9 protein-coding genes are annotated in these 14,717 nt (G+C 45.6%); all 9 read left to right on the forward strand.

Annotated elements, in window-relative coordinates:
* The first annotated feature begins 105 nt into the window (after window positions 1-105).
* The 9 genes from rplJ (at window position 106) to rpsJ (ending at window position 14,592) form a co-directional block, all read left to right on the forward strand.
* Complete coding sequence (gene rplJ / locus DKT73_RS17250) at window positions 106-606, forward strand: 50S ribosomal protein L10 (protein ID WP_111639787.1); 501 nt, start codon at window positions 106-108, stop codon at window positions 604-606.
* An 82-nt stretch (window positions 607-688) separates the two neighbouring features.
* Entirely contained in the window at window positions 689-1,060 is a 372-nt protein-coding gene (gene rplL, locus DKT73_RS17255) for a 50S ribosomal protein L7/L12 (RefSeq protein WP_111639788.1), read from the forward strand.
* A gap of 188 nt (window positions 1,061-1,248) precedes the next feature.
* A complete protein-coding gene (rpoB, locus tag DKT73_RS17260; protein ID WP_111639789.1) occupies window positions 1,249-5,349 on the forward strand; it encodes a DNA-directed RNA polymerase subunit beta in 4,101 nt (1,366 codons plus the stop codon).
* Between the two features lie 65 nt (window positions 5,350-5,414).
* Window positions 5,415-9,617, forward strand: a complete 4,203-nt coding sequence (gene rpoC, locus DKT73_RS17265) for a DNA-directed RNA polymerase subunit beta' (RefSeq protein ID WP_111639790.1) — start codon at window positions 5,415-5,417, stop codon at window positions 9,615-9,617.
* A gap of 137 nt (window positions 9,618-9,754) precedes the next feature.
* Window positions 9,755-10,126, forward strand: coding sequence for a 30S ribosomal protein S12 (gene rpsL / locus DKT73_RS17270; protein WP_111608624.1), 372 nt, complete (start codon window positions 9,755-9,757; stop codon window positions 10,124-10,126).
* A gap of 99 nt (window positions 10,127-10,225) precedes the next feature.
* A complete protein-coding gene (gene rpsG, locus DKT73_RS17275; RefSeq protein ID WP_111608625.1) occupies window positions 10,226-10,699 on the forward strand; it encodes a 30S ribosomal protein S7 in 474 nt (157 codons plus the stop codon).
* Between the two features lie 21 nt (window positions 10,700-10,720).
* A complete protein-coding gene (fusA, locus tag DKT73_RS17280; protein ID WP_111608626.1) occupies window positions 10,721-12,814 on the forward strand; it encodes an elongation factor G in 2,094 nt (697 codons plus the stop codon).
* A 35-nt stretch (window positions 12,815-12,849) separates the two neighbouring features.
* Window positions 12,850-14,073 carry an elongation factor Tu gene (gene tuf / locus DKT73_RS17285; protein ID WP_111639791.1) on the forward strand — a complete coding sequence of 408 codons (1,224 nt, stop codon included), beginning with the start codon at window positions 12,850-12,852 and terminating at the stop codon, window positions 14,071-14,073.
* A 207-nt stretch (window positions 14,074-14,280) separates the two neighbouring features.
* Window positions 14,281-14,592: a 30S ribosomal protein S10 gene (gene rpsJ / locus DKT73_RS17290; RefSeq protein WP_012071937.1), complete on the forward strand. Its 312-nt coding sequence runs from the start codon at window positions 14,281-14,283 to the stop codon at window positions 14,590-14,592.
* The last annotated feature ends 125 nt before the right edge of the window (window positions 14,593-14,717 follow it).

The raw sequence follows: 14,717 nt of genomic DNA on the forward strand, positions 1-14,717 counted from the left end.
CCGATTCAGATATACTTGGATCTAACTCACCAGCAAGTACTTCGAGCAATCGGAGAGTTGGTAAATATAGGGGAATTTATTCCCTGCTAATCCAGGAGAAAACCAGTGGCATTAGGTCTAGAAGACAAAAAAGCCATTGTCGCCGAAGTTAGCGAAGTTGCTAAAACTGCATTGTCTGCGGTTGTTGCTGATTCTCGCGGTGTTACCGTGAGCAGCATGACGGCGCTACGTAAAGAAGCGCGCGAAGCAGGTGTTTATGTACGTGTAGTACGTAACACTTTGGCTCGCCGTGCAGTTGAAGGCACTGACTTCGAATGTCTAGCTGATAGCTTTGTTGGTCCTACGCTAATTGCTTTTTCTAACGAACACCCAGGTGCGGCTGCTCGTTTATTGAAAGCGTTTGCGAAAACTAACAGCAAGTTTGAAGTGAAGGCGTTGGCGTTCAACGGTGAGTTGATCCCAGCTGGCGACATTGATCGTTTGGCAACACTGCCTACATACAACGAAGCTATTGCGAAACTGATGAGTGTTATTCAGGGCGCAACAAGCAAGTTGGTACGTACTCTTGCAGCGGTTCGCGATCAAAAAGAGCAAGAAGCGGCTTAATACGGTTTACCGTGTCCCTTCTTGATAAATATTTTGTTTTATTACCCTCGGGTAATTTTAAAGAATGCTAGGAATCTGAGTCATGGCTCTAACTAAAGAAGATATCATCAATGCAGTAGCAGAAATGTCTGTGATGGACGTTGTTGAACTAATTTCTGCAATGGAAGAAAAATTCGGCGTATCTGCAGCAGCTGCTGTAGCTGCAGGTCCAGCTGCTGACGCTGGTCCAGCTGCTGAAGAACAAACGGAATTTGACGTTATTCTTACTGCCGCTGGCGATAAGAAAGTAAACGTAATTAAAGCAGTTCGTGCAGCGACTGGCCTAGGCTTGAAAGAAGCTAAAGCAATCGTTGACGGTGCTCCAATGACTGTTAAAGAAGCTGCTTCTAAAGAAGATGCTGCTGCTCTTAAAGCGGCTCTTGAAGAAGCTGGTGCATCTGTCGAAATCAAGTAATGATACTTGCATTTCCAGATTTCGACCAATAGTCGAAATGGCTGGTGACATTATTGTCACCGGCCTTTTTGGGTTTCTGAAACTCAAATAAACCTTAAAAGAATTTTCAAATGGGAGATAATGCTCCCATATATGGTAAGGCCTGATTTGGGCCTTTTGCGTCAATGTGCACAAGCTGGGGAATGCTGATGGCTTACTCATACACTGAGAAAAAACGTATCCGTAAGGATTTCGGTAAACTGCCGCCCGTTTTGGATGTGCCATACTTGCTGGCAATTCAGCTTGAATCCTACCGTAATTTTCTGCAGGAAGGTAAAAGTCTTGCAGAGCGTGGGGAATTAGGTCTGCATGGGGCCTTTAAATCTGTCTTTCCAATGGTCAGCTTTTCCGGCAATGCGGCGCTAGAATACGTCGATTACCGTTTAGGCAAGCCAGTTTTTGATGTTAAAGAGTGTCAGTTGCGTGGCGTTACTTACGCGGCACCTTTACGTGTTCGTGTGCGACTCATCATTTATGATAAAGAGTCGTCCAACAAAGCGATCAAAGACATTCGCGAGCAAGAAGTCTACATGGGCGAAATTCCGCTGATGACAGACAATGGTACCTTTGTAATTAACGGGACTGAGCGTGTTATTGTATCTCAATTACACCGTTCTCCTGGTGTGTTCTTCGACCACGACCGTGGTAAGACACACTCTTCAGGCAAGTTACTACATTCTGCTCGTATTATTCCTTACCGCGGTTCATGGTTGGACTTCGAGTTTGATCCAAAAGATTGCGTATTTGTTCGTATTGACCGTCGCCGTAAGTTGCCTGCAACGATTTTGTTGCGCGCTTTGGGTTACGGAACGGAACAAATTCTAGATACTTTCTTTGATTCTACTCGTTTCTATTTGAAGCGTGATGGTTTTGAAATGGATCTAGTGGCAAATCGTCTACGTGGCGAGACTGCACTGTTTAATATTGCTGATGCGAATGGCGAGTTAATCGTTGAAGAAGGCCGTCGTATTACGGCTAAGCATATTCGTGTAATGGAAAAATCAGGTCTTGAGCGTCTTTCTGTGCCGCTTGAGTACATGCTTGGTAAAGTAACGGCGAAAAACTTAGTTCATCCTGCGACGGGTGAGTTGATTGCGGAAGCAAACACTGAGTTGTCTGTTGATTTGCTAGAGGCATTGGTTTCTTCTGGTATTACTGAAGTAGATACGCTTTATACGAACGATTTGGACAATGGTCCATTTATTTCTGACACGCTTCGTATCGATCCAACCAGCAATCAGTTGGAAGCTTTGGTTGAAATTTATCGCATGATGCGTCCTGGCGAGCCACCGACCAAAGAGTCGGCTGAAGGCTTGTTCCAAGGTCTGTTCTTCTCAGAAGATCGTTATGATTTATCTGGCGTTGGTCGAATGAAGTTCAACCGTCGTTTAGGTCGTGAAGAAGATACGGGCGCTGGCGTTCTTGATAATGACGACATCGTAGCTGTTCTAAAAACTTTGCTTGATATCCGTAACGGTAACGGCATGGTTGATGACATCGATCACTTGGGTAACCGTCGAGTTCGTTCTGTTGGTGAAATGGCCGAGAACCAATTCCGTGTTGGCCTTGTACGTGTTGAGCGTGCTGTGAAAGAGCGTCTGTCTATGGCAGAAGCAGATGGCCTTATGCCGCAAGATCTTTTGAATGCGAAGCCTGTTGCGGCTGCAATCAAAGAGTTCTTCGGTTCAAGCCAATTGTCTCAGTTCATGGACCAAAACAACCCGCTATCTGAAGTAACGCATAAGCGTCGTGTTTCAGCGTTAGGGCCTGGTGGTCTTACACGTGAGCGTGCAGGCTTTGAAGTACGTGACGTACACGCTACTCACTATGGTCGTGTTTGTCCTATCGAAACACCGGAAGGTCCAAACATCGGTCTGATCAACTCGCTATCTACTTATGCGCGCACTAACAGCTACGGCTTCTTAGAAACGCCATACCGTAAAATTATCGACGGCAAGATGACGGATGAAACTGTCTACATCTCTGCGATCGATGAAGCGAAATATGTTATCGCCCAAGCGTCTGCCAATGTAGATGCAGAAGGTCGTTTGGTTGATGAGTTGGTTCAGGTGCGTCATATGCACGAAACAACTTTGATTCCAAAAGAAAAAGTAAACCTAATGGACGTGTCTCCTCGTCAGGTTGTATCTGTTGCGGCATCTTTGATTCCGTTCCTAGAGCACGACGATGCTAACCGTGCATTGATGGGTTCGAACATGCAACGTCAAGCGGTGCCAACACTTAAGGCAGATAAGCCTGTTGTGGGTACGGGCATGGAGCGAAATGTAGCAAAAGACTCTGGTGTTTGTATCGTTGCCAATCGTGGCGGTGTGATTGAGTCTGTTGATGCTAGTCGTATCGTTGTACGTGTGAACTCAGAAGAAACCGTAGCGGGTGAAGCGGGTGTAGATATCTACAACCTAACGAAATACGTGCGTTCTAACCAGAACACTTGTATTAACCAGCGTACTTTGGTGATGAAAGGCGAGAAGGTTGCTTCTGGCGACATTATGGCCGATGGTCCTTCTGTTGATATGGGTGATTTGGCGCTTGGTCAAAACATGCGTATCGCGTTCATGCCTTGGAACGGTTACAACTTCGAAGACTCGATTCTTGTTTCTGAGCGTGTTGTAGAAGAAGACCGATTTACTTCTATTCACATTCAAGAGTTAACGTGTGTTGCACGTGATACTAAGCTAGGGCCTGAAGAGATTACGGCCGACATCCCTAACGTGGGTGAAGGTGCGCTTTCTAAGTTGGACCAGTCAGGTATCGTTTATATCGGTGCTGAAGTTGAGCCAGGTGATATTCTAGTTGGTAAAGTAACCCCTAAAGGTGAAACGCAGCTGACTCCTGAAGAGAAACTTTTGCGAGCTATTTTCGGTGAAAAAGCCTCCGATGTAAAAGACACATCTCAACGCGTAAAAACGGGTACTCGCGGAACGGTTATCGACGTTCAGGTCTTTACTCGTGATGGTATTGAGAAAGACGAACGCGCTAAGTCTATTGAGAAATCGCAACTTGATCAGGTCCGTAAAGACTTGAATGAAGAGTTCCGTATTGTCGAAAAGGCAACGTTCGAGCGTCTGGCAGAAGCGCTAATTGGCCAGCAAGCCGAAGGTGGCCCTGGTTTGGCTCGTAATGCCATTATTACGGAAGAGTTCTTGGCGAATCTAGATCACCCAGAGTGGTTTAAAATTCGTGTGGCGAACGAAGAAGCGAGTGAGCAGCTTGAAAAAGCGCAAGCCGCTTTAATTGAGCGCCGTAAAGAGCTTGATGCAAAATTCGAAGATAAGAAACGTAAGCTACAAACCGGTGATGATCTAGCGCCTGGCGTTCTTAAAATCGTTAAAGTTTATGTTGCCATCAAACGTCGTATCCAGCCAGGTGATAAAATGGCCGGTCGTCATGGTAACAAGGGTGTAATTTCTAAAATTATGCCAGTTGAAGACATGCCGTACGATGAAAACGGTGATCCAGTTGATATCGTATTGAACCCACTAGGTGTTCCTTCACGTATGAACGTTGGTCAGGTCTTGGAGACTCACTTAGGTGCTGCTTCTAAAGGCTTGGGTCGTAAGATCAACGAAATGCTTGTTGCAGAGCGTGAGAAGGCTGAAGCAGTTGCAGAATTGCGTAGCTTCCTTGATGAAATCTACAACGGTTATGAAGGCGATTTGCGCTGTGCTCGTACTGAAGATCTTGACAGCTTTACAGACGAAGAAATCTTAACCTTGGCATCCAACCTAACGGGTGGTGTTCCAATGGCGTCTGGTGCCTTTGATGGTGCAAAAGAGTCTGAAATCAAACGTATGTTGCGCTTAGCTGGAATCAACGAAAGTGGTCAAGTTAAATTGTTTAACGGCCGTACTGGTGATGCTTTTGAACGTCCTGTAACCGTTGGTTACATGTATATGCTGAAGTTGAACCACTTGGTTGATGACAAAATGCACGCACGTTCTACGGGTTCTTACAGCTTGGTTACTCAGCAACCGCTGGGTGGTAAAGCTCAGTTCGGTGGTCAGCGTTTCGGGGAGATGGAGGTATGGGCACTAGAAGCATACGGTGCTGCTTACACGCTTCAAGAGATGTTGACTGTTAAATCCGATGACGTGAATGGCCGTACTAAGATGTACAAAAACATCGTAGACGGTGACCACCGTATGGAACCTGGCATGCCTGAGTCCTTCAACGTGTTGGTGAAAGAGATTCGTTCTCTTGGTATCGATATCGAGCTGGAAAACGAATAAGCACGAATCACATTTGACCTGCTGGGGAGCAAGACTCCCCGGCCTTACGAGTGGGGCGAATATCCATGAAAGACTTATTAGGTCTTCTAAAATCACAGGGACAATCTGACGAGTTTGATGCGATCCGCATTGGCTTGGCATCACCAGATATGATTCGTTCATGGTCTTATGGTGAAGTTAAAAAGCCAGAGACCATCAACTACCGTACGTTCAAACCAGAACGTGACGGTTTGTTCTGTGCAAAAATCTTTGGTCCTATAAAGGACTATGAGTGCTTGTGTGGTAAATACAAGCGTTTGAAACACCGTGGTGTTATCTGTGAGAAGTGTGGCGTTGAAGTGGCTCTGTCTAAAGTGCGTCGTGAACGCATGGGTCACATTGAGCTTGCATCGCCTGTTGCACACATTTGGTTTTTGAAATCTCTTCCGTCTCGTATCGGTCTTATCCTAGATATGACGTTGCGTGATATTGAGCGAGTTTTGTATTTTGAATCTTTCATCGTGATTGATCCAGGTATGACGACGCTTGAAAAGGGTCAGTTGCTAAATGACGAGCAGTATTTTGAAGCGCTAGAAGAATTCGGTGATGAATTTGATGCCCGTATGGGTGCAGAAGCGGTTCAGATGTTGCTTCGCGATCTAGACATGCCTGTAGAAATTAACAGCATGCGTGAAGAGCTTAACAGCACGAACTCTGAAACTCGTATTAAGAAGCTGTCTAAGCGTCTTAAGCTAGTAGAAGCTTTCTATCATTCTGGTAATAACCCAGAGTGGATGGTGCTCGATGTATTGCCGGTTCTTCCGCCAGATCTTCGTCCATTGGTACCACTAGAAGGTGGTCGTTTTGCGACGTCGGATTTGAACGATCTTTATCGTCGTGTGATTAACCGTAACAATCGTTTAAAACGCCTGTTAGAGCTTTCTGCTCCAGATATCATCGTACGTAACGAAAAACGTATGTTGCAAGAGTCTGTTGATGCTTTGCTTGATAACGGTCGTCGTGGTCGCGCGATTACGGGTTCTAACAAACGTCCTTTGAAATCTTTGGCTGATATGATCAAAGGTAAGCAAGGTCGTTTCCGTCAGAACTTGCTAGGTAAGCGTGTTGATTATTCTGGTCGTTCGGTAATCACAGTAGGTCCATCACTGCGTCTACATCAGTGTGGTCTGCCTAAAAAAATGGCACTTGAGCTATTCAAGCCATTCATTTTTTCTAAACTTGAACTTCGTGGCATGGCGACGACGATCAAAGCGGCGAAGAAAATGGTTGAGCGTGAAACGCCTGAAGTGTGGGATATCCTTGATGAGGTTATCCGTGAACATCCAGTGATGTTGAACCGTGCGCCAACACTTCACCGTTTGGGTATCCAAGCGTTTGAACCTATGTTGATCGAAGGTAAAGCGATCCAGTTGCACCCACTTGTGTGTGCGGCCTACAACGCTGACTTCGACGGTGACCAAATGGCGGTTCACGTTCCGTTGACAATTGAAGCGCAGCTAGAAGCTCGTGCCTTGATGATGTCTACGAACAACATTCTATCACCAGCAAACGGCGAGCCGATCATCGTTCCTTCTCAGGACGTTGTATTGGGTCTGTACTATATGACTCGTGAGAAAATCAATGCCAAAGGCGAAGGCATGGCATTTTCTGACATCAAAGAAGTACACCGTGCGTATGGTGCGAAACAAGTTGAATTGCACGCGAAAGTAAAAGTGCGTATCAGCCAAGTTGATACCACGCTGGATGGCGACAAAGTGCCGTCTACTTTCATTGCAGATACAACCGTTGGTCGTGCTTTGTTGTTTGATATTGTTCCTGATGGCCTACCGTTCTCTGTGGTTAACCAAACCATGAAGAAGAAAGCGATCTCTAACTTGATCAACGAGTGTTACCGTAAAGTCGGCTTGAAAGAGAGCTGTATTTTTGCTGACCAATTGATGTACACAGGTTTTGCTTACGCGACCGCGTCTGGCTCTTCTGTTGGTGTTGACGACTTCGTTATACCGCCAGAGAAAGCAGCCATCATTGCTAAGGCAGAAGCCGAAGTTAAAGAAATCGAATACCAATATGCGGACGGTCTTGTAACGCAAGGCGAGAAGTACAACAAAGTAATCGACTTATGGTCTCGTACTAACGAAACGGTTACTGAAGCCATGATGAAAAACTTGGCAAAAGAGATGACTGTCAATAAAGCAGGTGAAACGGTTGAGCAACAATCTTTCAACTCTGTATACATGATGGCCGACTCTGGTGCCCGTGGTAGTGTGGCTCAGATGCGTCAGTTGGGTGGTATGCGTGGTCTGATGGCGAAACCAGATGGTTCCATCATCGAGACGCCAATCACAGCAAACTTCCGTGAAGGTCTGTCAGTACTTCAGTACTTTACGTCTACTCACGGTGCCCGTAAGGGTCTTGCTGATACGGCATTGAAAACGGCAAACTCTGGTTACTTGACTCGTCGTCTCGTAGACGTAGCGCAGGATTTGGTTATCACTGAGGTTGATTGTGGCTCTACAAACGGTATTTCCGTTGCCGCTATGATTGAAGGTGGTGATGTGGTTGTGCCACTAGGTCATCGTGTATTGGGTCGCGTTGTGGCTCAAGACGTTATTGATGCGAAAGGCAATTTAGTATTGTCTGCTGGCACATTGATCGATGAACATGACGTACGAACGATCGAAGCGGCTGGTGTTGACGAAATGATCATTCGCTCTGTTATCACTTGTAATACACGTCATGGTGTATGTGCTAAGTGTTATGGACGTGATCTTGCTCGTGGTCATCAGGTTAATATTGGTGAGGCCATTGGTGTTGTTGCGGCACAGTCAATCGGTGAGCCTGGTACACAGTTAACAATGCGTACCTTCCACATCGGTGGTGCGGCTTCTCGAGCGTCTGCGGTTGATAGTGTTCAAGTGAAGAGTGCGGGTACGGTTCGTTTTAATAAAATGAAGAGTATCGAGCGCCACACTGGGCATCTAGTGGTTGCATCTCGTTCTTCTGAATTGGCCATTGCCGATGAAGCGGGTCGTGAGAAAGAGCGTTACAAGCTTCCTTACGGTGCGGTATTGAGTGTGCGTGAAGGTGATCAAGTGACAGCGGGTCAAATCGTTGCTAACTGGGATCCACATACACACCCAATCGTATCTGAGATGGAAGGCCGTCTAGAATTTAGTGGTATGGAAGAGAACGTCACCATTCGTCGTCAATCAGACGAGATGACGGGCTTGACGACCATTGAAGTAATGGAAATGCGCGATCGTCCAGCGGCAGGTAAGGACATTCGTCCGATGATTTCTGTTGTTGATGCAGAGGGTAACCCAGTATTGATTCCAGGTACTGAATCGCCAGTACAGTATATGTTGCCTGAAAAAGCATTGTTAAGCCTAGATCATGGTGCAACAGTGAAATCCGGTGAGGTTCTTGCGCGTATTCCTCAAGAATCTATTGGTAACAAGGATATTACCGGTGGTTTGCCACGAGTGGCGGACCTATTTGAAGCGCGTCGTCCAAAAGATCCTGCTGTCATGGCGGAAACGAGCGGTGTTGTTAGCTTCGGTAAAGAGACAAAAGGTAAGATCCGTTTGGTTATCACGCCGCAAAACGGTGATGAGCCAGTTGAGACTTTGATTCCTAAATGGCGTCAAATTAACATCTTCGACGGTGAGGAAGTGGCAAAAGGTGAGATTATCGCCGACGGTCCGTTAAGTCCTCATGACATTCTGCGTCTTCAAGGTGTAGAGGCTTTGGCTGACTACATTACAAACGAAGTGCAGGAAGTTTACCGCTTACAAGGCGTTGTGATTAACGATAAGCATATTGAAGTTATTGTTAACCAAATGTTGCGTAAAGTGGAAGTTGGAGAGTCTGGTGATACAGATCTTATTCAAGGTGATCAGGTTGAGTTTACTCACCTGCTAGACGCAAACGAAAAAGCAATTGCTGAGGGTAAATTCCCAGCTAAGTATGAGCGTGTGCTTCTAGGTATCACCAAAGCTTCTTTGGCTACTGAGTCCTTTATATCAGCAGCGTCTTTCCAAGAGACTACTCGAGTTCTTACGGAAGGTGCGGTAACTGGTAAAAAAGATCACTTACGTGGCTTGAAAGAAAACGTTGTTGTAGGTCGTTTGATACCAGCGGGTACAGGCTTGGCTTACCACAATGAGCGCAAGAGAAAGAAAGAGCTTGCGCAAGCAGCAAAAGAAGGAAGTTCAACAGTGAGTGCATCCGATGTGGAAGAAGCATTGAGTGCAGCATTGAAAGACTAGTTATTTGCTGTTAAATCGTAAGGGAGGTGATTTTTTAGTCGCCTCCCTATTGACTGTTTTATAGGCGCAAATTAAACTTGCGCCTCCTTAATTTTGGCGATTTCCGTCATAAGAATTGGATTTGTGGAGCTTGTCTAATGGCAACCGTTAACCAGTTGGTTCGTAAACCACGTAAACGTAAAGTGGCAAAGAGTGACGTTCCTGCGTTACAAGCTTGTCCGCAACGCCGCGGTGTCTGCACTCGCGTATATACTACTACTCCTAAGAAGCCAAACTCGGCTTTGCGTAAAGTATGTCGTGTTCGCTTGACCAACGGCTTCGAAGTTACTTCCTACATCGGTGGTGAAGGTCACAACCTGCAAGAACACAGCGTCGTGCTGATTCGTGGCGGTCGTGTAAAAGACCTTCCTGGTGTTCGTTACCACACAGTACGTGGTAGCTTGGATACTTCAGGCGTACAAAAACGTAAGCAAGGCCGTTCTAAATACGGTACTAAACGTCCTAAGTAAGCTGAAGCTACTTAATTCATCGTTTAGACATAATTTTTTAATACAGTAAGGCCGAGCAATAATTAAATTGTCTCGGGCGAACCTGAAGAGGATGTAGATATGCCTAGAAGACGCGTCGTCGCTAAGCGTGAAATCCTTCCGGATCCTAAACACGGAAGCCAACTTCTCGCTAAATTTATTAACCATGTAATGGTTAGTGGTAAAAAATCTGTAGCAGAAAGCATTGTTTACAATGCATTGAACACTGTTGCAACACGCGCTAAAACAGAAGAGCCAATGGCTATCTTCGAAAAAGCACTAGAATCTATCCAGCCAATGGTTGAGGTTAAATCTCGCCGTGTTGGTGGTGCTACTTACCAAGTTCCTGTTGAAGTACGTCCTGCTCGCCGCGCAGCATTGTCTATGCGTTGGTTGGTTGATGCTTCTCGTAAGCGTGGTGAAAAATCCATGGCTCTACGTCTTGCAGGCGAAATCTTAGATGCTGCCGAAAACAAAGGTTCTGCTGTTAAGAAGCGTGAAGACGTTCATCGCATGGCAGAAGCTAACAAAGCATTCTCTCACTACCGTTTCTAATCATCCAGAGAAGGATACACAGTGGCACGTAAAACACCTATCAACCGCTACCGTAATATCGGTATTTGTGCGCACGTTGATGCTGGTAAAACGACGACAACTGAGCGCGTTCTTTTCTATACTGGTCTGTCTCATAAAATTGGTGAAGTGCACGATGGTGCTGCCACCATGGATTGGATGGAGCAGGAGCAAGAACGTGGTATCACGATAACTTCAGCAGCAACAACTTGCTTCTGGAGTGGAATGAATAAGCAGTTTGAAGAGCATCGTATCAATATTATTGATACCCCTGGGCACGTAGACTTTACGATTGAAGTAGAGCGTTCATTGCGTGTGCTGGATGGTGCTGTTGTTGTGCTTTGTGGTTCTTCGGGTGTGCAGCCTCAAACCGAGACAGTTTGGCGTCAGGCGAATAAGTATGAAGTTCCTCGTATGGTCTTTGTTAATAAGATGGACCGTACGGGAGCGAATTTCTTTTCGGTTGTGCGTCAATTAAAAACGCGTCTTGGGGCAAATGCTGTTCCCATTCAGATTAACATTGGTGCCGAAGAAGATTTTAAAGGCGTCATTGATTTAGTCTTAATGAAAACAATAATGTGGAATGAAGAAGATCAGGGGATGACTTTCTCTTTAGAGGAGATTCCTGAAGATTTGCTTGATGAAGCGTTAGAGTGGCGTGAACAGATGGTGGAGGCCGCAGCGGAAGCGAATGATGAATTGATGGATAAGTACCTTGAAGAAGGTGAATTGTCTGTTGATGAGATTAAAAGCGGCTTGCGAATTCGTACGTTGTCCAATGAGATTGTCTTGGTTACGTGTGGTTCGGCCTTTAAAAACAAAGGCGTTCAGGCTGTTTTGGATGCGGTTGTTGAATATTTACCTTCTCCGCTTGAAGTAAAGGCGATTGAGGGGACGCTTGAAGATGGTGAAACGGTTGTGACTCGAGTGGCAAATGATGAAGATCCTTTTTCGTCATTGGCTTTTAAGATCGCAACGGATCCATTTGTGGGCACATTGACATTTATTCGTGTGTATTCAGGTGTGTTGCGTTCTGGTGATGCGGTTTACAACTCTGTTAAACAGAAGCGTGAGCGTATCGGTAGAATGGTACAGATGCATGCAAATAATCGTGAAGAGATCAAAGAGGTTTTAGCGGGTGATATTGCTGCTCTCGTAGGTATGAAGTTTGCAACTACGGGTGATACTCTTTGTGATATGAATGATGTTGTTGTGTTAGAGCGTATGGAGTTTCCTGAGCCAGTTATCTCTGTTGCGGTTGAGCCTAAATCTCAAGCGGATCAAGATAAAATGGCTGTTGCGTTAGGTAAATTGGCGCAAGAAGACCCTTCTTTCCGTGTGGAGACGCATGAGGAGACGGGGCAAACTATTATTTCTGGTATGGGTGAACTGCACCTTGATATTCTTGTTGACCGTATGCGTCGCGAGTTTAAGGTGGAGGCAAACATTGGTAAGCCTCAGGTTTCCTACCGGGAGAAAATTCGCAAAGAAGTGGTGGTTAATCACAAGTTTGTGCGTCAATCCGGTGGTCGTGGTCAATACGGTCACGTCGTAATGAAGTTAATCCCAACTGAAAAAGATGGGCTTGAATTCGTTAACGAGATTGTTGGTGGTGCTATTCCTAAAGAATACATCCCTGCAGTAGAAAAGGGTGTTTCAGAGCAAATGAAGAATGGCGTGATCGCTGGTTATCCATTGTTGGGTATCAAGGTTGTGCTGATCGATGGTTCATTCCATGATGTTGACTCTAATGAAATGGCCTTTAAAATTGCAGCTTCTCAGGGCTTAAGAAAAGGAGCAGTTGACGCTGACCCTTGTGTTCTTGAACCTGTAATGAAAGTGGAAGTTGTAACTCCTGAAGAATACATGGGCGATGTGATGGGTGACCTGAACCGTCGTCGTGGTCTTGTTCAGGGGATGGACGATTCCCCGTCAGGGAAAATTATTCGTGCGGAAGTTCCTCTTGGGGAAATGTTCGGATATGCAACTGACGTGCGTAGCTTGTCGCAAGGGCGTGCAAGTTATGCAATGGAGTTTGAGAAATACGCTGAAGCACCGGCTAGTGTGGCAGACGCGATCATCAAAAATGAAGATTAATCATCATACTTACTAATTCTTAAGGTGTATGTATCATGGCAAAGAGTAAATTCGAACGTAATAAACCACACGTTAACGTTGGCACAATCGGTCACGTTGACCATGGTAAAACAACTCTAACTGCAGCATTGACTCGCGTATGTGCAGAAGTATATGGCGGTACAGCTGTTGCTTTTGACGGTATCGATAATGCTCCTGAAGAGCGTGAGCGTGGTATCACTATCTCTACTTCTCACGTAGAGTACGATTCTCCAGTGCGTCACTATGCACACGTAGACTGCCCAGGACACGCCGATTATGTTAAAAACATGATCACTGGTGCTGCTCAAATGGACGGTGCGATCCTTGTTTGTGGTGCGACTGACGGTCCTATGCCTCAGACTCGTGAGCACATCCTTCTTTCTCGTCAAGTAGGTGTTCCTTACATCGTTGTTTTCTTGAACAAGTCTGACTTGTTGGCAGAAGACTGTGGTGGTGCGGATTCTGAAGAATACGCTGAAATGCTAGAGTTGGTTGAGATGGAATTGCGTGATCTTCTATCTGAATACGACTTCCCAGGTGATGATACTCCAATCATCCCAGGTTCTGCGCTAATGGCGTTGAAAGGCGAAGACGACAACGAAATGGGTACTACGGCTGTACGTAAACTAGTTGAAACACTAGATTCTTACATTCCTGAGCCAGAGCGTGCTATCGATGGTGCATTCTTGATGCCTATCGAGGACGTATTCTCTATCCAAGGTCGTGGTACAGTTGTGACTGGTCGTGTTGAGCGCGGCATCATCAAAATCCAAGAAGAAGTTGAAATTGTTGGTATCGTGAATACTATCAAAACAACTTGTACTGGTGTTGAGATGTTCCGTAAGCTTCTTGACGAAGGTCGTGCTGGTGAGAACTGTGGTATTCTTCTACGTGGTACTAAGCGTGAAGACGTTCAGCGTGGTCAAGTATTGGCTAAGCCTGGTTCAATCACTCCTCACACTCAGTTCGAAGCAGAAGTGTACGTGTTGGGTAAAGATGAAGGTGGTCGTCACACTCCATTCTTCAAAGGTTACCGTCCACAGTTCTACTTCCGTACAACTGACGTAACTGGTGCATGTTCTCTTCCTGAAGGCGTAGAAATGGTTATGCCTGGTGATAACATTCAAATGACTGTTGAACTAATTCACCCAATCGCGATGGACGAAGGTCTACGTTTCGCGATCCGTGAAGGTGGTCGTACAGTTGGTGCTGGTGTTGTAGCTAAAATCCTTAAGTAATTAGATAGTAATATCTGCTTACTTTGATTTGGAAAAGGCCACTCGCTTGTCGGGTGGCCTTTTTATTTTATGGTTTATTTTGTTTGTTCAGAAATTGGTTACTTGACAACCAGTTTTTGAATGGCTAATATTCGCCGTCCTTAAAAAAGGATTGTGGCTTAATAAATGTACAGTTAAGTCATCAAAACATTGTATTTGGAGTTGGAAATGCAAAGCCAAAAAATCCGTATTCGTCTGAAAGCGTTTGATCATCGTCTGATCGATGCTTCAACACAAGAAATTGTGGACACAGCGAAACGTACAGGTGCGCAAGTGCGTGGACCGATTCCACTTCCTACTCGCAAAGAGCGTTATACAGTATTGATTTCTCCACACGTAAACAAAGATGCGCGTGATCAGTATGAAATCCGTACACACAAACGTGTTCTAGACATTGTTGAGCCAACTGAGAAAACGGTTGATGCTCTAATGAAGCTAGATCTTGCGGCAGGCGTGGAAGTACAAATTTCTTTGGGTTAATAGCTCAAAGTTTGGGGTGCGACAACCGGCTGGTTATCAGTCGGCTATATGCACAATAGTGGAATGATCTGGAATGATCAGCCGTAGCGGGTGATAGCCCCATACACAACTGGCAAATGAGGTAA

Source organism: Marinomonas shanghaiensis (assembly GCF_003259175.1).
In the GTDB taxonomy this organism is placed as follows: Bacteria; Pseudomonadota; Gammaproteobacteria; order Pseudomonadales; family Marinomonadaceae; genus Marinomonas; species Marinomonas shanghaiensis.

Bases quoted from the DNA above. Each gene is read 5' to 3' on its own strand.
- rplL (WP_111639788.1), top strand. From the start codon at position 689: ATGGCTCTAACTAAAGAAGATATCATCAATGCAGTAGCAGAAATGTCT.
- rpoB (WP_111639789.1), top strand. From the start codon at position 1,249: ATGGCTTACTCATACACTGAGAAAAAACGTATCCGTAAGGATTTCGGT.
- rpoC (WP_111639790.1), top strand. From the start codon at position 5,415: ATGAAAGACTTATTAGGTCTTCTAAAATCACAGGGACAATCTGACGAG.
- rpsL (WP_111608624.1), top strand. From the start codon at position 9,755: ATGGCAACCGTTAACCAGTTGGTTCGTAAACCACGTAAACGTAAAGTG.
- rpsG (WP_111608625.1), top strand. From the start codon at position 10,226: ATGCCTAGAAGACGCGTCGTCGCTAAGCGTGAAATCCTTCCGGATCCT.
- tuf (WP_111639791.1), top strand. From the start codon at position 12,850: ATGGCAAAGAGTAAATTCGAACGTAATAAACCACACGTTAACGTTGGC.
- rpsJ (WP_012071937.1), top strand. From the start codon at position 14,281: ATGCAAAGCCAAAAAATCCGTATTCGTCTGAAAGCGTTTGATCATCGT.